The sequence below is a fragment of the Sandaracinomonas limnophila genome (assembly GCF_004005965.1).
Lineage (GTDB): Bacteria > Bacteroidota > Bacteroidia > Cytophagales > Spirosomataceae > Sandaracinomonas > Sandaracinomonas limnophila.
On record NZ_SACY01000005.1, the window covers coordinates 220593 to 246163 of the forward strand.

Consider the following 25571-nt stretch of genomic DNA (forward strand, 5'->3'; position numbering starts at 1 on the left):
ACCTCACTTATACCTTATACCTTTTACCTTATATACCTCAACCCTAAATTCACCCCAATCAATCCTAAAAACATCATCCCAGCCATACCAAGTAGAAGCTCATTGGAATGGGCAGGACTCCAAAATCCGAAGAAACTAAGTCCTTGAAACATTAAAACAAGCTCATTCCCCAAAATTCCTAGAAGAAATAGTATTAAACCAAACCAGGTAATTTTGGAGATTTTAATACCTACCTGTTGAATAAAATATCCGATTAAAAACAAAGTAACAAAACCTAATAAAACGAGATGTAAATAGGCAATCACGATAGGCCGAAAACCAAAAGCGTATTGACTTACACTGGGAATAACGGACACCAATTGTAAGAAAAACTTTAGGGTCCCTGACAGGAAGGCTAGCCAAAATAATAGTCGAGTAGGCTGTTTTAAAAATGCTTGCACTACTTTATTTTTTACAAATAAAAATAAAATAGAAATCCATCCAAAAAATTGCATGAATGCAGCCGAAACAGCCAATAAATAAATATACCAAGGTAAATTGGCCCAAATAATAGACAACAAATAAGCAAAGGGCAAACTGATGGTCAACATCCAAAAAATACTATCTAAATGCTTCATTTGCACATTCCAATGGTTCATTAAGTGAAAAAATAAACCCAAAAGTGAAAAAATAAAAAAGCCGTTGTATTGAAAATGGAGAAAAAAATAAACAGATGCCAAATACCATTCTTGATGTGTAATTTGATTCACCATCAAATACACCAAACTTCCTGTCCCAATACTTGAAACCACATTAAACACAAGGGCAGATTTAAAAAATTGAATGCCAGGTTGTTGAATGGACTGATTGCAAATTCTCCAAAATAATATTCCAAAATAAAAAGAAATCAAAGTGGTGGTACTTGAAAAAATGATGGAATACAAGCCATAACCTTGAAACAAAAAAGCAAATAGCTGTGCACAAGAAAAGACGCTATTATAAATCAATATTCTTTGAAAAATCCTATTTTGTTTTTCAGAAAAATTAGCTTGAAAAGACAGTACAATGCAAGTCATTATCATTTGCGAAACCCAACCTGAAAAGGCAAAATGTGAATGGCTATGCAATAAGAATTTTTGTTGGATGAAGGGCAGAGAAAAGGCAATTTTATAGCGAAGAATAATCCCTAAAAAAGCTAATATCATTAAATTAATCAAGGCGAGCCTTGATACCCAAAAAGACAATACCGACTTATTCATAACCTTCTAAATTATCTAAATAAATCTTACGATCTTCTATCCTTACGATATTTTTATCGTTTAAATTTCTGATTACACGGATAACAGTCTCCACTCGCAAACCTGTTAAATCGGCTATCTGCTGCCTAGTCAAAAGCACTAAATCATCCTTCTCATCAATGTACATTCGATGGTTTTTAAAATAGGCAAAAACGGTTAAAATTAATTTCTCCGGATCATCAAATGCAATTTCTTTATTCATGAAAAATTTAAAACGAACCATACCAGCAAGTCGCTTTAAAAACTTAGCTTGAAGCTCAGGATGCTCAAACATCATTTCTTGAAATTGTTCAATTGGAAGACGTAAAACTTCTGATCTTCCTATCGCAAAGGCAGAGGCCGCGTAGGTTCCTCCATCAAATAGTGGCAATTCTCCAATGCATTGGGTAGGTTCTATAATACGCTGGATAAATTCTTTTCCATCTTCTCCAATATTAACCCACTTAAATTGTCCAGAATGAACTTGAAAATAATATTGACAAGCTGCACCTTCCCAGAATAAGGCTTCGCCCTTTTCCACTGTGTGAATTTGCGCACCATACGAAATAAGCAATTGTAGGTCGATCATGTTTTAAATTTCAAAACGAAGTTAGAGGACTTTTAAAAAAGTCGATTATGACTTGAATCATATTTCGAAATGATTGTAGTCAGATTTGGAAACATTATGATTGAACGCATAAACTCGCCTAAGATTGCCCCTCTAATATTGTTGAAAAATTATATCGTTATGAAAAAGTTAAATCTCCTGTTTTTTAGCCTATCCCTTTTTGCTTGCGGGAGTGGCAATTCTGAATCAAGCGAAAACAAAAATTCCCCAAATGCCTCCATTGAAGAATCCATTGCATCTAGTAATCCTTCCTATGACCCTAATCGCGGTGTGGGAAAATTCACAGATGTTGAGGTAAGCCCAACCTTAGATGCAGCTTTAGCTTCAAAGGGCCAAGGAGCATTTGATGTTAAGTGTAGCAGTTGCCACAAAACCACCGATGAAAAATTGGTAGGACCTGGTTGGAAAGGAGTTACTCAACGACACAAACCAGCTTGGATTTTAAACTTCATGACCAATACCGATGAGATGATCAACAAAGACCCTGCTGTACAAGCACAATTAGAATTATGTTTAGTACGAATGCCTAATCAAAACCTAACAGATGATGAGGCAAAATCATTATTAGAATTTATGCGTCAAAACGACGGCGTTAAATAATCTTCTTTAAACAATAAATAATATGAAAATGAATATTACCAAAGTATTGCTTCTATTGGCAGCTGTAAGCGGGGGAGTTCTGTCTTGCAAACCAAAGAATGCTGGTGATGCTTCGGCATCTGGAAATGCTCAAAAAGCCTATGTGGCACCTGGTAAATACGATGAATTTTACAACTTCGTATCGGGTGGTTTTTCAGGACAAATGAGCGTTTATGGTCTGCCTTCAGGTAGATTATTTCGAGTGATCCCTGTCTTTTCTGTAGATCCAGAAAAAGGTTATGGCTACAGTGAAGAAACAAAACCTATGTTAAATACCTCGCATGGATTTGTTCCTTGGGACGACCTTCACCACACCGAACTTTCTCAAACCAATGGAGAAGTAGATGGTAAATGGGTATTTGGAAATGCAAATAATACACCTCGCGTGGCAAGAATCGATTTAAAGAGCTTTAAAACCTCTGAAATCATTGAATTACCTAATAGCGCGGGAAATCACTCCTCTCCTTTTATCACAGAAAATACAGAATATGTAGTAGCTGGCACACGTTTTTCTGTTCCAGCAGATGATGCAAATGGCGATGTACCGATCAGCACATATAAGCAAAACTTCAAGGGGTATGTGAGTTTTATTTCGGTGAAAAAAGAAACTGGCGACATGGATTTAGCTTTCCAAATTGAGCTTCCAGGTATCAATTTCGACCTTAGTCATGCGGGCAAAGGCAAATCACATGGTTGGTTCTTCTTCTCTTGCTACAACACAGAACAAGCCAACTCTTTATTGGAAGTAAATGCTTCTCAAAAAGACAAGGACTTTATCATGGCGGTGAATTGGAAAAAGGCTGAAGAATATATCAAAGCAGGTAAAGGAAGAAAGGTAAAAGCAAATTACGCGCACAACAAGTACAATGAAAAAACCCATACCGCTACTTCTGAGATGAAAAGCGAAGTATTAGTATTAGATGCAAAATCCTTAAAAGACATCTGTTATTTCATACCTTGTCCGAAATCGCCACATGGTTGCGATGTTGACCCAACTGGCGAGTACATCGTTGGTTCTGGTAAATTGGCAGCGTTAATACCTGTATTTAGCTTCGATAAAATTCAGTCTGCTATTCAATCCAAAGCCTTTGATGGCGAATACGATGGAATCCCAGTTATTAAATACGATGCTGCATTATATGGCGAAGTAAAGAAACCAGGCTTAGGGCCATTACATACAGAGTTTGATGGCAAAGGAAATGCTTACACTACTTTCTTCGTTTCTTCTGAGGTTGTAAAATGGAACATCAAAGACTTGAAGGTATTGGATAGAGCACCAACTTTCTATTCAGTGGGCCACTTATGTATCCCTGGTGGCGACAGCAAAAAACCAAATGCGAAATACTTGATTGCCTACAACAAAATCACCAAAGACCGTTACATTCCAACTGGTCCTGAATTGACTCAAAGTGCTCAATTGTACGATATCAGTGGGGATAAAATGGAGATGATTCTCGACTTCCCTACTATCGGTGAACCGCACTATGCCCAAGCTGTTTCGGCAGATTTATTAAAAGAAAAATCATTGAAATTCTATAAAATCGATGAAAACAGTAATAAATACGTGACAAAAGGCGAAAAAGAATCCAAGGTAGTTCGACAAGGAAACGAGGTTCACGTGTACATGACTTCCATCCGCTCCCACTTCTCGCCCGACAACATTGAGGGCATCAAAATGGGTGATGTGGTATACTTCCACGTAACCAACTTAGAGCAAGACTGGGATGTACCGCATGGATTTGCTGTAAAAGGTGCTGTCAATGCCGAATTACTGATCATGCCTGGTGAAACACAAACCTTGAAATGGGTACCAGATCGCGTAGGGATTTTCCCAATTTATTGTACCGACTTCTGTAGTGCACTTCACCAAGAAATGCAGGGCTACGTGAGGGTTTCTCCAAAAGGAAGTTCCGTACCTATTAGCTTTAGTTTGGGCAAAACCAATGCAGTAGCGAATAAATAAAAACCAACTGGGCACCTTTTGAGTGCCCAGTTATCAAAAACATGACAATTATGAAAAAGTTATCCTTAATCATTGCTTGTGCGGGAATGTTTGTGATGGGTGCCTGTTCAAGCGATAGTTCGAATCAATCTACTGAATCGTCGACAGAGGCGGTTGCGGGTGGACAAGAAAATGTAAAAGACGACGACTCCCAACAGGATGTCGTAAAAGTTGCCGTTGGCTCCAAAGATCACACAACCTTAGTAGCCGCATTAAAACAAGCAGACTTGGTTACCTCTTTATCCAATGCGGGTCCATTTACTGTATTTGCACCAACAAATGCAGCATTTGATAAAGTTGACAAAGCCACCTTAGATGGTTTAATGACAGACGAACAAAAAGAAGCCTTACAAGATATTTTACAATACCATGTAACCGTTTCGGCAATACCCTCAGAACAATTACAAGACGGACAGTCGCTCGGCATGGTGAATGGTCAAAACGTTACCATATCTGTAAAAAACGGCAAAATCATGTTAAATAATGCTGCCACTATTGTTGCCTCAGTAAGGGCATCTAATGGTTGGGTACATGTAATTGATGGAGTTTTATTGCCGCCTAAAAAATAAAAATTATGAAAAGTGCAACATTGAATACCAGCAGTAGGATTATCCTATTTATCTCTGCCTTCTTCCTTTTGGCGGTAAATTTTTTACCCATTTGGCGAATAGAATTGGACGCACCTCAATATCCAGAAGGATTAGCGCTTCAAATTTTTGCAGACGATATCAAAGGAAACGTTGACATCATCAACGGCCTGAATCACTACATTGGAATGAAAACCCTTCATAAAGAAGATTTCATCGAATTTTCTGTGTTGCCTTATTGTATATATGGTTTTTCAATTTTGTTTTTTTTAAGTGGGGTTTTGAACAAAAAAATTGGTCAATGGATCAGTTTTATCAGTTTTCTATTGTTTGGGGTGTTGGCCATGGTTGATTTCTGGAAATGGGAATACGATTATGGCCACAACCTAAATCCAGATGCTGCCATTCAAGTACCGGGCATGGCCTATCAACCTCCACTCATTGGATTTAAACAATTACTTAACTTCGGAGCCTATTCAATTCCAGACATAGGTGGCTGGCTATTCATTTTAGTAGGAATATTACTCTTATGGAGTGTAGCTAGCTCCTTTTTCGTAAAAAAAAGAACAAGTGTATTTTCTGTTTTTATAGGAATTTGTATGATGAGCATACTATCTGCCTGTCGGGCAGAAGTTAAAGAAATTCATTTAGGCAGAGAAAATTGCCAATACTGCAAAATGCAAATTAGCAATTCAAAATTTGCAACAGCCATTCTTACAGAACAGGGCAAAACGATTACATTCGACGACTTAAAATGCCTCGTTTTGTACACCAAGGAAAACAACGACCTCCACATAAAAGAAGTGTACAGTATTCCGTTTAAAGGAGAACAAAAACTTCAGCCGATCAAGCAATTATTGATTCTGGAAAGTCCAAAAATTAAAGGGCCCATGGGAGGACATTGGGTAACATTTAGCAACGATGCCGATTTAACCGAAGGTTTTAAAAAATTAGAAGGCAGACAAGTAAGCTGGGAAGAGCTACGTTTATGATCAAAAAATCTTATCCTTTATTACTCATTCTCCTTTTTATAGGGACAAGTGTATTCGGTAAACGGATGTATGTTGGTCCTAAAGAAAACTACAAAAGCATTACCTCAGCCCTTGAAGCGGCAAAAAATGCGGATAGTATTTTTGTCTTAAAAGGAATTTACCAGGAAAAAAACATCATAATGGATAAGTCTGTTGCCTTAATTGGCATCAATTATCCCATTTTAGATGGACAAGGATTATACGAAATCCTTTCCATCAAAGCGCCCAATGTAACTGTTTCCGGTTTCGAAATTATTCGCTGTGGAATATCAAGTATTCGCGACATGGCTGCCATCAAAGTATATGACACACACCATGTAAAAATCATCAACAACCACATTAAAAAAGCATTTTTTGGAATCTATCTTCAATATTCAAAAAATTGCCAAATCCAAAACAACGTAATTACGGCAAAAGGCATTACTGAACAAGAAAGTGGAAATGGGATACATTGTTGGAACAGTAGTTATTTGCAAATCATCAACAATAAAATAAGTGGACACCGCGACGGTATTTATTTTGAATTTGTGACACATTCAAAAATTGTTAAAAACCATTCTTTTAAAAACATGCGATATGGGTTGCACTTTATGTTTTCCAACAACGATACCTACGAAGGCAATCGATTTACTGAAAATGGTGCCGGAGTTGCCGTTATGTTTTCAAACCATGTAAACATGTTTCATAATTATTTTGAAAAAAGTTGGGGAGATGCAGCTTATGGCATTTTGTTAAAAGAAATTGCGGAAGGCAAAATCATGTACAATCATTTTTCATCGAACACGATGGGGGTCTATATGGAAGGTGCTACCAACATCCAAATGAAACACAATTTATTTGAAAAAAATGGCTGGGCGCTTAAAGTTCAGGCAAGTTGTCAAAACATCACCATAGAAGAAAACAATTTTCTGGCAAACACATTTGATGTAAGCACCAATGGAACTTTGTTTTTAAGCAATTTTCAGCATAATTATTGGGACAAATACGATGGATATGATTTAGATAAAAATCATTTGGGCGATATCCCTTATCGACCAATCAGTTTGTTTTCGGTGATTTTAGAAAAAAACCCAACCACATTGATCATGTTTAGGAGTTTTATTGCTGTATTGCTCGACAAAACAGAAAAGAATTTACCAAGTTTAACTCCTGAACAACTCAAAGATGAACATCCACGGATGAAACCTATTAAATGGATTTAAAGATGATTACTCTCGAACATATTGATAAAAAATTTGGCAAATTTCAGGCCCTACAAGATATCCAATTAACTTGTAAACGTGGGCAATGCATTGCACTTATTGGTCCCAATGGAAGCGGTAAAACCACCTTGATTAAAACCATTCTTCAAATGGTAATGCCTGATAAGGGAAATATCATTTTTAAAGGAGAAAAAGTAAACAATCAATGGGAATACCGGTCGAAAATTGGATTTATGCCACAAATGACTCGCTACCCCGAAAATATGAAAATTGGGGAATTGATTGAGATGATGAAAGATATTCGAAACATGTCGACGAATCTAGACGAAGAATTGATTAATGCATTTAATCTTAGCTCCATGTTTGAGAAAAAAATGGGTACATTATCCGGAGGAACCAAACAAAAAGTGGGTGCTTGCTTGGCATTTTTATTCCAACCTGATTTATTGATTTTAGATGAACCCACAGCCGGCTTGGATCCATTATCTTCTGAAAAATTATTAAAAAAAGTAGCAAAAGAAAAAGCAAAAGGCAAAACAATCATTATCTCATCACATATTTTAAGTGATTTAGATGAATTAGTGGATGATGTAATCTATATGCAGGATGGCAAAATTTTATTCCATACTAAAATTGACGAGTTGATTTTTGAGACCTCAGAAACCAAATTGACAAAAATTATCTCACGAAAAATGGGTTCAGTGCATGTATAAAATTATCAAACATATCATGGCCGACATCCTTCGCAACAAGGTCATCTTGTCGTACACATTGTTATTGGCCATTGCTTCCTTTAGTATTTTCGCTTTAGAGGACACCTCTTCTAAGGGAATTCTCAGCATGCTCAATGTGTTATTAATGGTTGTCCCCCTATTCAGCCTCATTTTTTCAACCATTTATATTTACAACAGTTCAGAGTTTATTGAGTTACTGTTAAGTCAACCCATTCCCAGAAAAACCATTTGGAGAAGTTTATACTTTGGATTATCCATTGCCATGTCACTGGCTTTCTTCCTTGGTTCAGGTATTTGGATTTTGGTTTTTCAGGCAGATTATTTGGGATTTATGCTATTGCTGATTGGACTCTTATTAACCTTAGGATTTAGCTCCATCGCCTTTTTGACTGCACTTTTAGCAAAAGACAAGGCTAAAGGAATTGGAATTTCCATTTTCAGTTGGTTATTCTTTGCAATTATTTATGATGGCATAATTTTGTTTCTTTTGTTTCAATTTTCCGATTATCCGATCGAAAAACTGATGATTTTCATCAGCTTTTTGAACCCAATTGACTTGGCTAGAATACTCCTATTGATGCAATTGGACGTTTCTGCCCTGATGGGATACACCGGTGCCATCTTTAAAGATTTCTTTGGTACACAAATGGGAATCATTATTTCGTACCTTTGTCTAATAATGTGGATCCTAGTTCCTTTTAAAATTTCCGAAAATATCTTTGCCAAAAAAGATTTATAATGAAAAAATACATTGCCCTTTTACTGCTACTTGTGATGCAAACTTCTTTGCTGAACCAGTGGAGTATGGTGATGTTTTATCAGGTCAATCGTCAATTTATAGCGCAAAATTTTTGCGTCAATAAAGACAAACCTAAATTAAATTGTAATGGTCAATGTTATTTGGCCAAGCAATTGAAAAAACAAGAAGAAAAAGAAACAAAATCCAATTCCGAAAAATTAGAAAAACTCCCAGAAATCAATTTAGTTTTTGAAGAAACCGTTGAATTTCATTTTACTCCTTACCTAAAAGATCCTATTGTACACGCATTTGGATACAGTAATCTGTACACCCATTTATTTAACCCAACTGTATTACACCCGCCTTCATACAGCTAGTTTTTATTGATATTTTTTTCACTTAAAAATTAGTTATATGAAATCCTTCTTATCAGGGCTCTTATGTCTTGTGCTACTCAACGCGCATGCACAGAGTGCCTTCTTACAAGTGATCCATGCGGTTACCAAAGAACCAATCGTGGGTGCACAAATACGATTAAAAGATAAAATTGTTGGCATATCAGACGCCAATGGTCGATTCCAAACTTTAAATCTTCCCCTAAAAGAAGAACTACAAATTACTTCCATGGGTTTTCAAAGCAAATCCTTTGCTGGAAATTCAATGGGTAATCTTATTGAATTGGAAGAACAAAGTAAACAATTGGAACAAGTAGTGGTAACGGCTTCTAAACAAGTTACCACACGCGTAGAAACCCCTGTGGCTATCCACAAGATCAATGCGACCTTAATACAAGATACCAAACCTGTGTTGATGGCTGAATTGATTAACAAAGTACCTGGAGTGGTCATGTTGAATTACAACAATGAGCAACACGGTATGGGAATTCGTCAACCTTTTGGCACATCTGCTTATTTCTTGTATTTAGAAGATGGATTGCCACTGCGACCTTTGGGCGTTTTCAATCACAATGCCTTGATTGAAACAAATATCCAAGGATTAAATTCCATAGAAGTTATCAAAGGTCCTTCTTCTTCCTTGTACGGCCCTGAAGCAGTGGGTGGCGCGATTAATTTAATTACCAAAAGAGCAACCGGAATTCCTACCTTTCAAATTGGACAACAAATGGACCAATGGGGCTATCAACGTACGCAGTTTACTGCTGGTGCCATTTTGAGTCCCAAATGGTCAATCATGACAGGTGGCTATATCTCTCGACAACGCAACAGTTGGGCATCCAATTCTGATTTCGACAAAACGTCCATCAATGTTCGATTAGATTACAAAATTGGCAAAAACACCAATCTTTGGGGCTCATTTGCCTACAACGATTATTTTTCCCAAACAGGTGGCAACATCGATTCCACAGGATTTTATTCGAGAACGTATCAAAGTCCAGCCGACTTCACTTACCGAAGCTCATTTTCTTCTCGATTACGTTTGACTTTAGAACATCAATGGAATGAAAAACAATCGACAGATGTTACTGTTTTTTACCGCGACAATTCATTGGGACAAAATCCAGCTTATTCAATCTCCTGGACTAGTCCGAACACCACTGCCAGCGGTCAAGAAAACCTGAATAGCTTCAAAAGCTTAGGTATTATGGCGCAACACAAAGCGCAGTTTGATTTTCTGCAATCCAAATTATTGACAGGAATTGTGCTAGATCGCTCACCAAACGATTATTGGGCTTATAAAATCAACTTTAATGCCATTTTACGAGCAGACAAAAAATCTGTTGAAAAATATACAATCAAAGAGTATTTACCCAATACCTTTTTGAGTAATTATTCAGCAGTTATTCTTAACAAGGCCGTTTATGCCCAATGGGACATGAATCCATTGGAGAAACTACGTATTTCCCTAGGTGGTAGATTCGACCAAATGGCCTTCGATTACACCAACTTTATTGACAACAGCACGGGTACTAAAAGCTATGAAAAATTCTCCCCAAAAATAGGTTTGACCTACGAAATAGCTAGTAATTTGGGCATTTATGGCAACTTTTCAAAAGGCTTTTCACCACCGGCTTTATCGGCAGTATTCAGAGCGCGCCCTGCCTCTCAGGTCGCTACCTCGGGTGAAAAATTTTATTTGAGTATTGATCCAGCAACCTTCAACAATTACGAACTAGGCGGTTGGGCTAGTCTAATGAACCATAAATTATATGTGGATGTAACAGCTTATCGATTGGAAGGATTCAATGAATTATTGAACATCAAACAAGCAGACAATACTACCGACTATGTCAGTGCCGGACAAACCCTACATGAAGGTATAGAATATGCTATCCATTTCAAGCCATCTTCCCAATTCAACTTCAGGGTAAGTGGAACAAATGCGCGACATACCTTTGTAGATTTCATTTTAAGCAACAAATCAAGTGATGTACTCAAAAATGTAAATGGCAAAGAAATGCCACAAGCACCTCATTTTATTGGCAATTTTGAATTGACCTACAAACCTAATTGGTTAAAAGGAAGTCGGATAGCTGTGGAATGGCAACGCATTGGACCATGGTTTGTAAATCAAGTAAACACCAAACAATATGCTGACGAGGGATTCCTTGGTGCTAAAGGCGTTTCCGTATTAAATATCCGAATGGGTTATACCTACAAAGCCATTCAAGTTTTTGCTAATATTTTAAATGTTAGTAATGAATTATACGCCACTGCAGCAAGCAGAGGCAATAACTCTACCGATAAAACAACTTTTACCCCTGCAGCACCAAGAAGTGTAAATGCTGGAATTATGTTTGATTTATTTCAACTCAATCAATTATGGAAAAAATAATATACAGCCTTTTTTTCTTACTTATCTTACGAATAAGTTTGGCACAAACAGTTGTTTCCAATGCCTCTTATGAGGCATTGGATCCTTCTTTTACACAAAAAAACAAAAATGAAATCATCCTTTCTTGGATAGAAAAAAGAACAGATGGCGTACATTTTTTCAGAAAAACGTGGAAAATTGATCTACAAAAATGGCAAGAGTCAGAAGAATTACCCATTGATCGAAACGCCTCCACCCACGCGGAAGGCATGCCTAAATTGGCCTATAAAAAATCGGGGGAATGCCTTTTGCTCTATGAAATCAACAAACCCTCTACAAAAACGCGCTTTAGTGGCGATTTGATGTACGCCATGGAAAGTCAAGGCAAATGGTCGAAAGCAATCACCATTCACCAAGATACCACGGCTGGCTTATCCCATAGTTTTGGAAAAATCATTCCTCTGACTAACGGAGAAGTGGGTGCCTTTTGGTTAGATGTAAAATCAGGACCCAAAGGAAGGACTTTGGTGCATGCCGTTACAAGTCCTACCAAAGGCTTTGGTGAAATGCGCATATTAGACCAACAAACTTGCGAATGTTGCCGGATTGATGCCCTAGCAGATGAAAAAGGAGGATTAGCGATTGTTTACAGAGACCTCAATAATAAAGGTGAGCGTGACATGGGCTTCATTCAATCGACCAATTTTGGTAAAACATTTTCCAAACCAGTCCCCTTGTTTGAAGATCATTGGGAGGTCAATGCGTGTCCACACGCAGGACCCAGCCTGGCAAAATCAAGCAAAGAACTTGAAGCAGCTTGGTACACGGGTGCAGAAGGCAGCAAAGGAATAAAATGGATGAAAGTTGGAAACAAGCAAATGATTTTACATTTGAAAGGCGACAAATTCCGCATGCCTCAGTTGGCAAGCAACTCGGTAGGTTCCACAGCTTTAGTTTATGCTGAAATCAAACAAAAGGAGGATAATTATTTTAAGCAGATTCAATTGGTAACAAAAATCGGTAGCAAAATTACTACCATTTCGGTGAGTCAGGATTTAATTGATTGCTCTAACCCTGCCATTATTGGAAATGGGAAAGGATATTTAATTGCCTATCAGGCGGAGGGTAAAATACTTGTGTCTTCGAGAACCTCAGACACCGAATAGATACGAGAAACACCTCTTACCTTTTACCTCTTACCTTTTACCTCTTACCTTTTACCTAATATTTATTCCCCCAAGATTTTCTAATATAATGTACCACATCCGCCACTTCTTGATCGCTTAGGTCAACTGCTGACATTTCTGCATTGTATTTGTTACCCAACACAGTTATCTCGCCAGTCATACCTTTTTTGATAATGTCTACCAGCTTTTTAGTATCCTTCAATCGATTGGTTTTGGCAAGAGGAGGAAATGCCCCAGGCATTCCCTCCCCATTTTCACCATGACAAGATTGACAAAATATGGTATACACATTTTTGCCCCTTTCTAATGAAGGATTTTGTGCATTGGCTTTATTTGCAAAAACCAAAAACGCAAAACAAAAAATTACCAACAATTTATAACTCATAACTCATAACTCATAACTCATAATTCATAATTTATAATTCATTGATAAACGGCTGATTGTACAATCGTTTACCAGTTGCTTTGTACAAGGCATTAGCCAAGGCAGCGAATACGGGTGGAAATGGAGGTTCCCCAAGACCCGTTGGACTTACTTCGCTTTTCACAAAATGCACTTCAATTTTCTTGGGTGCTTCGCGGTGACGAATGATTCGGTAGTTATTCAAATTCTTTTGAACAGTTGCTCCTTTATCAAATTTCAAATTACCATACAAGGCATTACCTATTCCATCAACTACTGCTCCCTCTACCATGTTTTTCGCACCTTCTGGATTAACCACAAATCCACAATCCAAGGCAGAAACCACGTTTTCAACTACCGGCTGACCATCTTTTATACTTACATCCACCACATGAGCCGCATAAGAATTATGACAGAAATATGCTGCCACTCCCCTTTTCGAATTTTTGGAGTTTTTGGCAATCCAATTAGATTTTTCTTTGACTAGCTCCAATACGCCAATGTAACGATCCGCGTTGTATTCGTTTCGTTTACCAACTGGATTCGCTTTAGCACGTTTCAATAATTCAATACGATAATCCAATGGATCTTTTCCAATGGTTTCAGCTAATTCGTCTAGGAATGATTGTTCAGCACTTGCGTTGAAGTTAGAACCCGGCGCTCTGAAAGCGCCAATCGTAATATTGGATGGAATTTCCCAACCCTCAGCAATGTAATTATCAAATGCTCCAGCTGGGAAACGGTTTTCATGAATAGCTCCTTCTGGAATACCTCCTCCTTTCACCGCAATAGCTGTTACATTATTATTCTCATCAATCGCCGCACGATATGTAATCATATAAGAAGGGCGATAAATTCCATTAGTTAAATCATCCTCACGGGTATAAATCAATTTAACAGGAGCATTCATTTTCTTCGAAATATGTCCAGCCTCTACAATGTAATGTCCGTATGCTCTTCTACCAAAACCACCCCCCATACGAGCCAATTTCATTTCGATTTGTCCATCTTTCAAATCTAAATTGGCAATCAAATTTTGTTTCATGAATTCAGGAATCTGAATAGGTGCTACGAAAAAGGCTTTTTCAGCAGTGATATGCGCAAAACAAGAAATGGGTTCCATTGGGTTGTGGGCCAAGAAAGGAGCAGTATAAGTTCTTTCTAATACTTTTTTGGCTTTGGCAAAAGCCTCCTCCGGATTTCCATCTTTTCGTAACAAGCGTGCAGGCTTTTGCTGCATTTCTTGCATTTGTTTTAAATGCTGATCCGTACTTTCTAATCCACCCGGAATGGTTTCTTCTTTTTTTCTACCCCAAGCCGCAACCATTTCTTTTTTAGTTTGGATAGGCGACCACTCTGCCACTACTTTTTTACGTGCATTCATCACTTCCCAAGTCGAATTACCAACCACAGCAATTAATTTATTGAAAGCTCGTGTATCAAATCCAGCGCGCTCATATGAGTCTTTATATACTTCAAAGGAGAATACATCTTTGATACCAGGCATTTTCAAAGCTTCTGTTGCATTGAATGATTTTAACTCCAAACCAAATGCTGGCGGATGAATCACCATAGCAATTAACATGCCAGGATGTTTATAATCCATGGTAAATAAGGAATGTCCAGCCACAATATCTTTTCCTACCTTATTTTTTTGTGGTGTACCAATTAAGGTAAAATCTGCCATTTTTTTCAATGGCACATTCGATGGAGCTGTTAATTTAGCGGCTTCAGAAGCGAGTGCTCCATAAGAAGCAGATTTTCCAGAGGCATGTGAAATTGAGCCTTTTGATGCTTTTAATTCTGTTACAGGAACATTCCACTGGTTGGCAGCTGCTTGCAAAAGCATTTGTCGAGCCGTTGCCCCAGCTGTACGCAAAGGAATCCATGCTTGATTCATGGCATTACTACCACCTGTAAACTGATTTTTGAATCGAGGCGTATCATAATCTCCTTGTTCTACCACAACTGCATTAAAGTCAACTTCCAATTCTTCTGCGATTAGCATCGGAAGAGACGTCATGACGTTTGTACCAAATTCTGGATTTGGTGAAAACAAAGTAATTTTATTATCAGGTGTAATTTTGATAAATCCAGTTAAAAGTACTCCTTCCGGAGCAGCAGCAACTTCTGCGGCCATGGCCTCATTGGGCATTAAATTTGCCAACCAGCTAAAGCCAATCATTAATCCACCTCCAGAAAGGGAAGAGATTTTAAGGAAAGAACGTCTATCGTATGTGTTATTTGAATTTTCCATGTTTGAAATTAGTTTGAGGTTTCAGAGGCTTTTTTAATGGCTGCTTTAATTCTTGTATAAGTTCCGCAACGACAAATATTTCCACTCATAAAATTGTCGATATCCTCGTCAGTTGGTTTTGGTTTAGATTTCAACAAAGAAGCAGCAGCCATGATTTGTCCAGTCTGACAATATCCACATTGCGCTACGTCTAATTCCAACCATGCCTTTTGCACAGGATGATCTCCTGCGGCAGCAAGACCCTCAATTGTAGTGATTTCCTGAGTTCCCACTGCTGAAACGGGCAATTGACAAGATTTTAAGGCACGACCATTTAAATGGATGGTACACGCTCCACAGGAACCGACCCCACAACCAAATTTGGTACCTACTAAATCTAAATGATCCCGAAGAACCCATAAAACCGGTGTAGTTGGATCTGCATCTACATTTAATGCCTTCCCATTAACTTTTAGCTGAAATTTTGCCATTGTTTTATTTTTTTAATTTCGGTACAATTTATTCAATTAAATTTCAATAATCTTACGAAATTCAAACATTAACATGTAAGTAAATAATTTAGAGACAAAATCAGAAAATTTGTGGGATAAAACCTACAACACTCTAAATTTAGGTTCAAATCTGTTATTTCAATAAATTTAACATATTAAACACAATTGATTTTAATTATTTCCAAGACAGTGGTTACCTTGCTATTTTAATCCCTAGTTCATGAAAATATTAAATACAATTTTAGTTTGTAGTATTTTTCTTTGCTCTTGCACCAAAGAAATTATCCAATTTAAACTCACAACTAATCAAACTCCCATAAATGGCGGAACCGTTAGTCCACCATCCAACTCCTATGAGGCAGGTACAGTGGTACCTTTAATTGCAACACCGGCAGGAGAATACCTATTTAAAGGATGGACAGGAAGTATTTCTTCAACAAATAATACTTATAGTGTGACCATGGATGCAGATAAACAGGTCACTGCCCAATTTGAAAAAAGACAATATCCGCTTAATCTTACAATTGAGGGAAATGGGAAGGTAAAAGAGGAGGTTATAAGTTTAGCAACGCAATCTCAATACCCATCGGGAACAACGGTTAAATTAACTGCTTCTGCAAATATAGGCTCTAAATTTAGTGAATGGTCTGGTGACATTTCAAGTAAGGATTCTATTATTACTTCAACAATAACGAAACCTGTTTCCTACACTGCAAAATTTGTAGATATCCCAATGGTTCCTGCAATAAATACTGACTTATTCCCTGATTTAAATTGGAATGACCATGCTGCAGGGAAAAATGGAACTTATGACTTTAACAATGACGGCATTCCTGACATTATTACTTACCGAAGTTTGCCAAATAATTCAATTTTACCTGCCATATTAACCATTAAGGATTATACAGGTAAGGAAATTTTTAATTTCAATTTAAAGGACTATAAGCCCAGCGCAAGAGATTCTTTAAGTAATATTTTAATTGATTTTAGAGATTTAAACAATGATGGGCAATTAGATTTAGGTCTTTCCTATATGGCTGAATGGTGGACCGGACAAAATGGGGCACCAGGAAGTTCTGTAAAGTATATTGGAAATAATATTTATTTGTTGCTCTCAAAAGCAAAACTGTCATATGATGTTGCAGAAATATTAGATGAGCCAAATAAACCCCTCTCATTTAACATTACCATGTTTGATTGGGATTTAGATGGGAAGGATGATGTTTTATTATCTGATTTAGAAAGAGGGGATTATTTAAAAAATTTAGGCAATAATAAATTTGACCGAAAAAAATTAACACCTCAACCCTTTAAACAAGGAATGGGGAATAAACTCGATTTTGATAAAGACGGGAAAGTTGATTTAATTAATTTATATGTAAATCAAATGGATGCGGATGGCAAATATACCTCTTCAGATATGTCACAAACTCTTTCTGTGCTTACAAGCAAAGGAGTATCCCATTTTCCAGTTAAAGGAAAAACCATAAATAAATACATTTATATCTTGGGTGATATAATTTCCGCAGAACGAATTGCAATGGTTGATGGTGATAATGATGGTGACATGGACTTAATTGTAGGCAGTCTTAAATCAAAACCAAATGCTCCATGGACATACATTCAAGATTACTTTGAAAATACTGGTTCTCGATTTGAATTCAGACCAGGTTATATTGAAATAGACGAAAGTTTGATTGGAGAACTTCAAGTATGGACTGGTGACGTTGATAAAGATGGCGATATGGATTTGTATTACCCAACTTATAGAAAAAGTCAATTAAATGCCAATCATGGGAAATATTTTTGGTGGGAAAACACAAAAAATGGGTTTAAAATCAACAAAAACTTCTATTTAAAATATTAGGTTTTAAATACCATTTGTCAGAAAGGATTTGATCGACTTAATTTGTGATAAGTTTTGAGGAGATTTATTTTACCATTTTTTCAAAATACTCCTTGGCAATTTGTTCCTCCTTCTCATAAAGGGTTTGATTTGTTAAGGAGGTTGTCCCGCCTGAATGATTACTACACCAGGCATGTTCTGCTACATGATCGTATGAAGTATGTTTCAAGCGATAACCTCTTTGACTAATATCTCTAAACCATGGAATTCCAAAATCTAAATTATTAAAGGTGGCAAAAGGTCTAATTGGACCATAAGGAATTATCATTCGCTTTGCACGTTTCATATTAAACATTACTACCATTTCATTCAAACGACATTCTGGCATAGGCCAACCTTCTTTATCTGGTCCCACAAGCCCTTGCTTTACCGCTCGATCTACTTTCCAACCTTTATAAAATTCAACAATTTCAGAAGCATTCGGACGGAAATCAAAATAGTTATCATTGTGACATTCCTTTTGATAAATTGGGCAATTCCAACATTGTCCAACAGCACCAACAGCTAAATCATCCCCAATATTTTCAAGATAATGGCCAATGATATCTCCTGAAAAAAGCATATCATTATGCAATAAGAATAAATAGGGCGACTTGGTTTTTTCCCAGATATATTGGTATCGCATTGACTTACGATAACTTGGAATTAAAAATTTTATATATTGTTTAATAGTTTTTTGACTTTGGTCTTTTACGCCAATAAATCGTTTGGCAACATTGTATTCGATTGGTAATCCCTCCAACAAACTTTTAAAGAGTGGCGTATCATTATGAAACAATTGTTTTTTCTCAATAGTTACATAAATTTTATTGATATGATGACCAGAGTATTTATACAAAGTATGTAAGGAAACAGCCGTTTGGTATGGTTTTCCATACAACATAATACCAACATCAACTTTTTTAGTCATACAATTTTTATTTTAAAACTAAAACAAAAATGCCCATAAATCAATGATTTACAGGCACTTACTTTAAACTTTGGCGGTCTGGACGGGACTCGAACCCGCGACCCCATGCGTGACAGGCATGTATTCTAACCAACTGAACTACCAAACCTTCGTCTAAAACGTGGCACAAAATTAGGCATTTTATCCGTTTTTGCAATACCTTTATTCAAAAATTTTACAAAATTATGCACCCTCCTTTGGTTTCTGAATATCCAAAAACAAGCTACTTTGCTGAATATCTGAATTTTAGTCCAACAGATACACTTAAAGAGCAACTCAAAAAAAATGAAATTTTTGTTCTAAATCTATTCGAAAGCCTTTCAGACGCTGAACTTTTGTTTCAATACCAAGAAAACAAATGGTCAATTAAGGAATTAATCGGACACATTTCAGACACAGAAAAAATATTTGGTTACCGAGCGCTATCAATCGTGAGAGGCGAAAAAAAACCATTACCCGGTTTCGATGAAAATATTTATGTTGAAAATGCCCATTTCAATAAACTTTCTGCCAATCAATTGATTCAATATTATTTTGCAAACCGAACAGCAACGCTGGCATTTTTGGAAACTATCTCAACAGAACAAGTACTACAAATGGGCTCCGCAAACGGCCAAGAAGTGAGCGCAAGAGCATTGCTTTGGATGATCGCCGGCCACGAAAAACATCATTTGTCAGTAATTAACGAGAGATATATTCCACTTTTAAACAAAAATTAATAAATTAGTAAAAAAGCCTACAATGCATTTCTTTAAATACCAAGGAACAGGAAACGATTTCATCATAATTGATGACCGAACCCAGACTTTCAACCTTACGAAAGAACAAATTAACCATTTGTGTCACCGTAGATTTGGAATTGGTGCGGATGGTTTTATGTTGCTCCAAAATGCAGATGGATATGACTTTGCTATGGTTTACTACAACTCCGATGGAAGTCATGGTACCATGTGTGGGAACGGCGGCCGATGTTTAGTTCGCTTTGCTGCCGACTTAGGAATTGTTAAAAATGTAGCCAATTTTATTGCCGTGGACGGCCCGCATGAAGCATTCATTGAACCTGATAAAATTTCACTCAAAATGCAGGATGTTAAAAATGTTGCCCAACAGGGTAAAGATTTCTTTACCAATACGGGTAGTCCGCATCACGTTAGCATTTGCGAAAACATAAAAGAATTAGACGTTTTTAATTTAGGAAAGGAGATTCGGCATTCAAGCATTTATGCTTCCCAAAACGGCACAAATGTCAATTTTATAGAACAAAACGGAACCAATTCAATCTTTGTAAGAACCTTTGAACGAGGTGTAGAAGATGAAACATACTCCTGCGGAACGGGCGTAACAGCCTCTGCTTTGGTAGCCCATGAACAATTGAACCTACAAAGTCCCGTAGAAATTGAAACCCTTGGTGGGGACTTATCTGTTAAATTTAATGGCAACAAAGCCACAGGATATAAAGATATCTTTTTAACAGGCCCAGCCATGCGAGTTTTTCAAGGAGAGATGAGGTTATGAATTATGAATTATAAATTGTAAAAAACGAATTAATAATTTTACAAAGTCCGAAGGACTTTACTTGCTTAACCCGGTGCGAAGCTCCGGGATATAAAAACAATGGACTTCACTTGCTTAACCCGGTGCGAAGCTCAGGGATATAAAAGACAAAAAAATGAAACTTACAGACAGCACAGCCGAAAAAAATTTACAAATTTGGTTAGATGGTAATTACGATTCCGCTACTAAAAACCAAATCCAACAATTAATTGATGAGGGTGACACAACTTCCTTAACAGATTCTTTTTACAAAAATTTGGAATTCGGAACGGGTGGAATGCGTGGAGAAATGGGCGTTGGATGCAATCGCATGAATAAATATACGGTTGGTGCTGCCACTCAAGGTTTTGCTAATTATTTAAACAAAACAATCTCTGGCCAAAAAATAAAAGTCGCTATCGCTCACGATTCAAGGAACAACTCTCCTGAATTTTGTAAAATAGCTGCCGATGTTTTTACCGCCAATGGTATTGAAGTGTATCTATTCCCTGCACTAAGACCAACTCCTCAATTGTCATTTACGGTTCGACACCTGGGTTGTCAGGCTGGACTTGTACTAACTGCCTCCCATAATCCCAAAGAATACAATGGTTACAAGGCCTATTGGTCGGATGGATCCCAAGTGGTTGCCCCGCATGATAAAAATATTGTTGCAGAAGTAAATGCAATCGCATCGGTAGATGAAATCAAATTCAATGGCAATGATGCACTTTTGCACCACCTTGACACCAGTATAGACGAAGCATATTTAGAAACGATAACTCATAACTGTCGACGACCGAAAATCATTAAAGCCCAAAAGGATTTAAAAATAGTATTCTCTCCAATTCACGGAACAGGTATTACCTTAGTGCCTGCTGCACTTGAAAAACTTGGATTTGAAGCTGTTTCTGTAGTAAAGGAACAATCTATCCCAGATGGAAATTTCCCAACGGTGGTTTTTCCAAATCCAGAAGAACAAGAGGCAATGACCTTGGCCTTGAATCAGGCAAAGGCTTTAGACGCTGATTTAGTGATTGCAACTGACCCAGATGCCGACCGTGTGGGTGCCGCCGTGAAACGCCCAGACGGACAATGGCAATTGTTGAATGGTAACCAAATGGCAAGTTTGATTTTGTATTATTTGTTAAATACAGACAAGGAATTAGGCCGATTGACAGGAAAAGAATTTGTTGCAAAAACAATTGTAACAACTGATTTAATTGACAAAATGTGCGCCAGCAAAGGCGTACCATGCTACAATACACTAACTGGATTCAAATTCATTGCCCAGGTAATTCGTGAATTAGAGGGTCAACAAAAATTCATTGGAGGTGGTGAAGAATCCTATGGTTATTTAATTGGTGATGCCGTGCGCGATAAAGATGCTGTAGCCTCTTGCGCCATGATTGCTGAGTTAACCGCCTATGCAAAAAATCAAGGCAAAACCTTATTTGATTTCCTAGCCGAAATGTATTTAGAAAACAATTTCTATTACGAAGGTCTAATTTCTTTAACGAAGAAAGGAAAAGCTGGTGCTGAAGAAATACAACAAATGATGATCAATCTGCGTTCAAATGTACCTGCCTCAGTGGCTGGCTCAAGACCTGTCAAAGTATTGGATTACGATGGTTTAGAAGAAACAGATTTAATCAGCGGGAAAAAATCTCCTATCAAGGTAGGATTGGGAATTGAACGCTCAAATGTTATTCAACTGATTTTAGAAGATGGCTCAAAAGTAAGCGCTCGACCATCAGGAACTGAACCAAAAATCAAATTCTATGTTTCAGTAAATGAACCTTTAAAATCAAAGGATGCATTTTTTGCAACCTTTGATTCCTTACAAGCAAAAGTAAAATCGATCCAAAACGACTTAGGATTGGTTTAAAACAATTTAAACTCCGATGTAAAATGAAAAGTTACATCGGGGTTATTTGTTTGATTCATGCGTAAAATCCAATCAGATTCTGCTAAAAATACGTAATTACCATCTTTATCTTGGGCAATTTGTTGTCCTTTTAATCGAACAAATTCCTGTAATTTCTTAGGATCTTCTGCAGTAATCCAACAAGCCTTAGTAATAGGCATGCCATCAAATCGACATTTAGCTCCATATTCATGCTCCAATCGGTATTGAATTACCTCATATTGTAAATCACCCACTGTGCCTACTATTTTACGATTTCCTAATTGCGGCTGAACAAATAATTGGGCTACTCCTTCATCGGTCAATTGCTCAATCCCCTTTTCCAGTTGCTTGGCCTTCATGGGATCTAAATTGATCAATTCCTTGAAAATTTCAGGTGAAAAACTTGGAATCCCTTGGTAATTCATCACCTCCCCTTCCGTCAAGGTATCGCCAATTTTAAAATTGCCTGTATCGTATAAACCTACCACATCTCCTGGAAAACCCTCTTCTATGACTTCTTTGTCCTGCGCCATAAAGTTGTATGGATTGGAGAAACGTACTTTTTTACCTAAACGAACGTGGTTATAAAATGTATTTCGTTCAAAAACTCCCGAACAAATTCTTAAAAAGGCAATACGATCGCGGTGTTTAGGATCTAAATTGGCATGTATTTTAAAGACAAAACCTGTAAATTTCTTTTCTGTAGGTTGTACCTCACGCGTATCGGTATGTCGAGCCTGGGTTGCTGGAGCGATTTTTGTGAAAGTATCCAACAATTCTTGCACACCAAAATTATTCACAGCAGAACCAAAAAACACGGGAGCAATATCTCCTTTCAAATATTCTTCCCGATCAAAAGGTTCATAAACTCCATCTATCAACTCCACATCCTCACGCAATTGCACTGCATCACGATCCCCAACTCTTGCTTCTAAATCCGTTGAATTAATATCCACCGAAACTACATCTTTTTCAATTTTAGTTTTATTGGCAGAGAATAAGTTTAAAGATTTATCTAACAAATGATATACACCCTTGAAGTTCGATCCAATATTAATCGGCCAGGTTAATGGACGAACGTGAATGTTTAGTTTTTGTTCTAACTCATCCAATAAATCGAAAGGGTTTTGTCCTTCACGGTCCATTTTATTGATAAAGATAATCACAGGAGTTTTGCGCATCCGACAAACCTCCATCAATCGCTCAGTTTGTTCCTCAACACCCTTTACACAGTCGATCACCAAAATAACGGAATCCACAGCTGTTAGAGTACGGTAAGTATCTTCAGCAAAATCCTTGTGACCAGGGGTATCTAAGATATTTATTTTTTGGCCATTGTAATTAAAGGTCATTACGGAAGTTGCGACAGAGATACCTCTTTGTCGTTCAATTTCCATAAAGTCGGAAGTTGCTCCTTTTTTGATTTTATTGGATTTTACTGCACCCGCGGTTTGAATTGCTCCACCAAAAAGCAAAAGTTTTTCAGTTAGCGTAGTTTTACCGGCATCGGGGTGAGAAATAATTCCAAAGGTTCTTCTTTTCGCAATTTCCTGTTCTATGGCACTCATGTAATCGAATTTTCAAATGAAGCTACAAAAGTACGGATAAAAAAAATGGCACCCGAATGGGTGCCAAATTAATTTATTCAAAAACACAAAATTAATATCCTGCATTTTGTTTCATGTATCCAGTTAAATTGGATGCACCATCGATAGCAGTTTGTGGAATCGGGAACACGCGCTTGTTGACATCGGTATTTGATTTTTCTGTCCAAGCATTTTCATATTTATCAAAACGAATCAAATCAGTTCTACGTTGTAATTCCCAATAAAATTCAAATCCACGCTCACGAAGTAGTAAATCCAATGTAATGTTTGGCAATTCGCTTGCTTTGGTATTTGAAGTTCTTGACATTCGCACTTTGTTTACATCTGCCAAAGCTGCTGCTGCATCTGGAGTTGCCTTTCTTAATTTAGCTTCAGCACGCATCAAATACACATCAGCTAAACGTAAGATAACTAAATCGGCTTCACCATAGTTACGACCAGATTGTGATTTTTGACTAAATTCATATTTTTCAACACGATACCCGGTCGAATAATCTGAACCTGCAATGGTAAAGTCGATCTTCTCTGTATGAATCACTGGAGGGAAAGGAGCTTTTCCTCGTGTATTATAGATTTTACCCACTTTATTCTTGCCATCTGCACATTTCACAAATGCACCTGCAGAATAAACTAAACCATATTGTTGGCCACGTAGAATACCACGGTCGATACGATAGGTTGCTGGATCTACACATTCGATGTCTGGATTTACATTTTGCTTGTAAAAACGTGGATCTGCCACCGCAGGATCAACAGAACCATAGGCTGAAACCCATGATTGATAGAAATCAGAGGTAATTGCAGGACCATCTGTACCATTAGCAGCTGGATACGCAGGTAATGGACGTTGATCATTCGCCAAAGAGAAATAAGACATACGGTTATGACCATTTAAATCAAATCGCTGATCAACAGCCAAAATCAACTCTTTATTACCATGGTTGTTGCTCGAGAAAACATCCCAATAATCAGCAGAAAGTGCATATTGCCCAGAGTTGATAATTTTGTCAGTATATTCCACCACCTTATCCATATCTTCTGTTTTGAAGGTATGTTTAGGAGCATAAATATCTCTCCAAGCCGCAGCGTTCAAATACAACTTGGCTAATAAACCCCATGCGCCTGCTTTGGTTAAACGGCCTGGACCAGCAGTTGATTCCAATACAGGTTCCACTTCAACCAATTCTTTTTTGATGTATTCAATGGCTGCGTCACCTCTTAAAATAGTTGACACTTCCCCTAAATCTTCCTTAGAAAGGGCAATTCCAAACAAATCCAACATCAACATATTATAGTATGCACGCATACCTCTTGCCTCTGCCAAATATAATTTGGAAGAAGCGTCTTTGTTAAGTTTCAAGGAATTTATGGCCGTTACACTTCTAGAAATACTTGAAACAATGGCATTCCAGGTATTTTTTACGTTTGGATCGGTGCTTGTTGTTTCATGACGATGCAAAGAAAGATAAATTCCATTATCACCCCAATCGGTTCCACCACGATACGGCAAAATTGCCTCATCGGTTGAAATTTCTTGTAAGGCAAACAAAGTAGTATGCTGGAAAATGGTAGGCAATAATGCATACACTGGTGCAATCATACCATCAGCAGCCTGTTTATCTGTTAGGCCTGCTGCATTATATTCATCAAGAACAGTCTCATTTAAATCTGAGCAACTTGATAAGGCAAAAATTGCCAAAGTTGATATAGCTAATTTTTTTAGATTTTTCATGTGTTTA

The 25571-nt window shown here is 37.3% G+C and carries 22 protein-coding genes and 1 tRNA gene; 14 read left to right on the plus strand and 9 right to left on the minus strand.

Features of this window, described 5'->3' with window-relative positions; translation table 11 throughout:
- Positions 1-23: 23 nt before the first annotated feature.
- Complete coding sequence (locus EOJ36_RS11050) at positions 24-1238, minus strand: hypothetical protein (protein WP_127805341.1); 1215 nt, start codon at positions 1236-1238, stop codon at positions 24-26.
- Positions 1231-1845, minus strand: a complete 615-nt coding sequence (locus tag EOJ36_RS11055) for a Crp/Fnr family transcriptional regulator (protein ID WP_127805343.1) — start codon at positions 1843-1845, stop codon at positions 1231-1233. Before EOJ36_RS11055 ends, EOJ36_RS11050 begins: the two co-directional genes overlap by 8 nt.
- 159 nt (positions 1846-2004) lie before the next feature.
- Here EOJ36_RS11055 and EOJ36_RS11060 point away from each other — a divergent pair, with 159 nt between their 5' ends.
- The 10 genes from EOJ36_RS11060 to EOJ36_RS11105 are packed head-to-tail and all read left to right on the plus strand — an operon-like array spanning position 2005 to position 12756.
- Positions 2005-2484 carry a c-type cytochrome gene (locus tag EOJ36_RS11060; protein ID WP_127805344.1) on the plus strand — a complete coding sequence of 160 codons (480 nt, stop codon included), beginning with the start codon at positions 2005-2007 and terminating at the stop codon, positions 2482-2484.
- Between the two features lie 28 nt (positions 2485-2512).
- A complete protein-coding gene (nosZ, locus tag EOJ36_RS11065; RefSeq protein WP_394342711.1) occupies positions 2513-4486 on the plus strand; it encodes a Sec-dependent nitrous-oxide reductase in 1974 nt (657 codons plus the stop codon).
- A 50-nt stretch (positions 4487-4536) separates the two neighbouring features.
- Positions 4537-5094: a fasciclin domain-containing protein gene (locus tag EOJ36_RS11070; RefSeq protein ID WP_127805348.1), complete on the plus strand. Its 558-nt coding sequence runs from the start codon at positions 4537-4539 to the stop codon at positions 5092-5094.
- Between the two features lie 5 nt (positions 5095-5099).
- Complete coding sequence (locus EOJ36_RS11980; protein WP_164847900.1) at positions 5100-6104, plus strand: nitrous oxide reductase accessory protein NosL; 1005 nt, start codon at positions 5100-5102, stop codon at positions 6102-6104.
- A complete protein-coding gene (locus EOJ36_RS11080; protein ID WP_127805350.1) occupies positions 6101-7345 on the plus strand; it encodes a nitrous oxide reductase family maturation protein NosD in 1245 nt (414 codons plus the stop codon). Before EOJ36_RS11980 ends, EOJ36_RS11080 begins: the two co-directional genes overlap by 4 nt.
- A 2-nt stretch (positions 7346-7347) precedes the next feature.
- Positions 7348-8058 carry an ABC transporter ATP-binding protein gene (locus EOJ36_RS11085; RefSeq protein WP_127805352.1) on the plus strand — a complete coding sequence of 237 codons (711 nt, stop codon included), beginning with the start codon at positions 7348-7350 and terminating at the stop codon, positions 8056-8058.
- Positions 8051-8818, plus strand: a complete 768-nt coding sequence (locus EOJ36_RS11090; RefSeq protein ID WP_127805354.1) for an ABC transporter permease subunit — start codon at positions 8051-8053, stop codon at positions 8816-8818. Before EOJ36_RS11085 ends, EOJ36_RS11090 begins: the two co-directional genes overlap by 8 nt.
- Positions 8818-9195 (plus strand): hypothetical protein, encoded by a 378-nt coding sequence (locus EOJ36_RS11095; RefSeq protein WP_127805356.1) that lies wholly within the window; start codon positions 8818-8820, stop codon positions 9193-9195. The genes EOJ36_RS11090 and EOJ36_RS11095 overlap by 1 nt, the downstream gene beginning before the upstream one ends.
- A gap of 37 nt (positions 9196-9232) precedes the next feature.
- Complete coding sequence (locus EOJ36_RS11100; protein ID WP_127805358.1) at positions 9233-11611, plus strand: TonB-dependent receptor family protein; 2379 nt, start codon at positions 9233-9235, stop codon at positions 11609-11611.
- Positions 11599-12756 (plus strand): hypothetical protein, encoded by a 1158-nt coding sequence (locus EOJ36_RS11105; RefSeq protein WP_127805360.1) that lies wholly within the window; start codon positions 11599-11601, stop codon positions 12754-12756. Before EOJ36_RS11100 ends, EOJ36_RS11105 begins: the two co-directional genes overlap by 13 nt.
- Positions 12757-12811: 55 nt before the next feature.
- Here EOJ36_RS11105 and EOJ36_RS11110 read toward each other — a convergent pair whose 3' ends face one another.
- The 3 genes from EOJ36_RS11110 to EOJ36_RS11120 are packed head-to-tail and all read right to left on the minus strand — an operon-like array spanning position 12812 to position 15907.
- A complete protein-coding gene (locus tag EOJ36_RS11110) occupies positions 12812-13162 on the minus strand; it encodes a c-type cytochrome (protein WP_127805362.1) in 351 nt (116 codons plus the stop codon).
- Between the two features lie 31 nt (positions 13163-13193).
- Positions 13194-15437 (minus strand): xanthine dehydrogenase family protein molybdopterin-binding subunit, encoded by a 2244-nt coding sequence (locus EOJ36_RS11115; RefSeq protein ID WP_127805364.1) that lies wholly within the window; start codon positions 15435-15437, stop codon positions 13194-13196.
- Positions 15438-15445: 8 nt separating this feature from the next.
- Complete coding sequence (locus EOJ36_RS11120) at positions 15446-15907, minus strand: (2Fe-2S)-binding protein (protein ID WP_127805366.1); 462 nt, start codon at positions 15905-15907, stop codon at positions 15446-15448.
- Between the two features lie 241 nt (positions 15908-16148).
- Between EOJ36_RS11120 and EOJ36_RS11125 the strand changes: the two genes are divergently transcribed.
- A complete protein-coding gene (locus tag EOJ36_RS11125; protein WP_127805368.1) occupies positions 16149-17795 on the plus strand; it encodes a VCBS repeat-containing protein in 1647 nt (548 codons plus the stop codon).
- 64 nt (positions 17796-17859) lie between these two features.
- Here EOJ36_RS11125 and EOJ36_RS11130 read toward each other — a convergent pair whose 3' ends face one another.
- Both EOJ36_RS11130 and EOJ36_RS11135 read right to left on the minus strand, forming a co-directional pair.
- Positions 17860-18744, minus strand: a complete 885-nt coding sequence (locus EOJ36_RS11130; RefSeq protein WP_127805370.1) for a hypothetical protein — start codon at positions 18742-18744, stop codon at positions 17860-17862.
- A 71-nt stretch (positions 18745-18815) separates the two neighbouring features.
- Positions 18816-18892 (minus strand) — tRNA-Asp (locus tag EOJ36_RS11135).
- Positions 18893-18968: 76 nt separating this feature from the next.
- Between EOJ36_RS11135 and EOJ36_RS11140 the strand changes: the two genes are divergently transcribed.
- The 3 genes from EOJ36_RS11140 to EOJ36_RS11150 all read left to right on the plus strand — a co-directional run bounded on the left by EOJ36_RS11140 (position 18969) and on the right by EOJ36_RS11150 (position 22204).
- Positions 18969-19502, plus strand: a complete 534-nt coding sequence (locus EOJ36_RS11140) for a DinB family protein (RefSeq protein WP_127805372.1) — start codon at positions 18969-18971, stop codon at positions 19500-19502.
- 22 nt (positions 19503-19524) lie between these two features.
- Positions 19525-20298, plus strand: a complete 774-nt coding sequence (gene dapF, locus EOJ36_RS11145) for a diaminopimelate epimerase (RefSeq protein ID WP_127805374.1) — start codon at positions 19525-19527, stop codon at positions 20296-20298.
- A gap of 154 nt (positions 20299-20452) precedes the next feature.
- On the plus strand, positions 20453-22204 hold the full coding sequence (locus EOJ36_RS11150; protein WP_127805376.1) for a phospho-sugar mutase: 1752 nt from the start codon (positions 20453-20455) through the stop codon (positions 22202-22204).
- On the opposite strand, the gene EOJ36_RS11155 is transcribed toward EOJ36_RS11150, so the two are convergent.
- Positions 22201-23793 carry a peptide chain release factor 3 gene (locus tag EOJ36_RS11155; protein ID WP_127805378.1) on the minus strand — a complete coding sequence of 531 codons (1593 nt, stop codon included), beginning with the start codon at positions 23791-23793 and terminating at the stop codon, positions 22201-22203. The genes EOJ36_RS11150 and EOJ36_RS11155 overlap by 4 nt on opposite strands.
- A 91-nt stretch (positions 23794-23884) precedes the next feature.
- Complete coding sequence (locus EOJ36_RS11160; protein WP_127805380.1) at positions 23885-25564, minus strand: RagB/SusD family nutrient uptake outer membrane protein; 1680 nt, start codon at positions 25562-25564, stop codon at positions 23885-23887.
- Between the last annotated feature and the right edge of the window lie 7 nt (positions 25565-25571).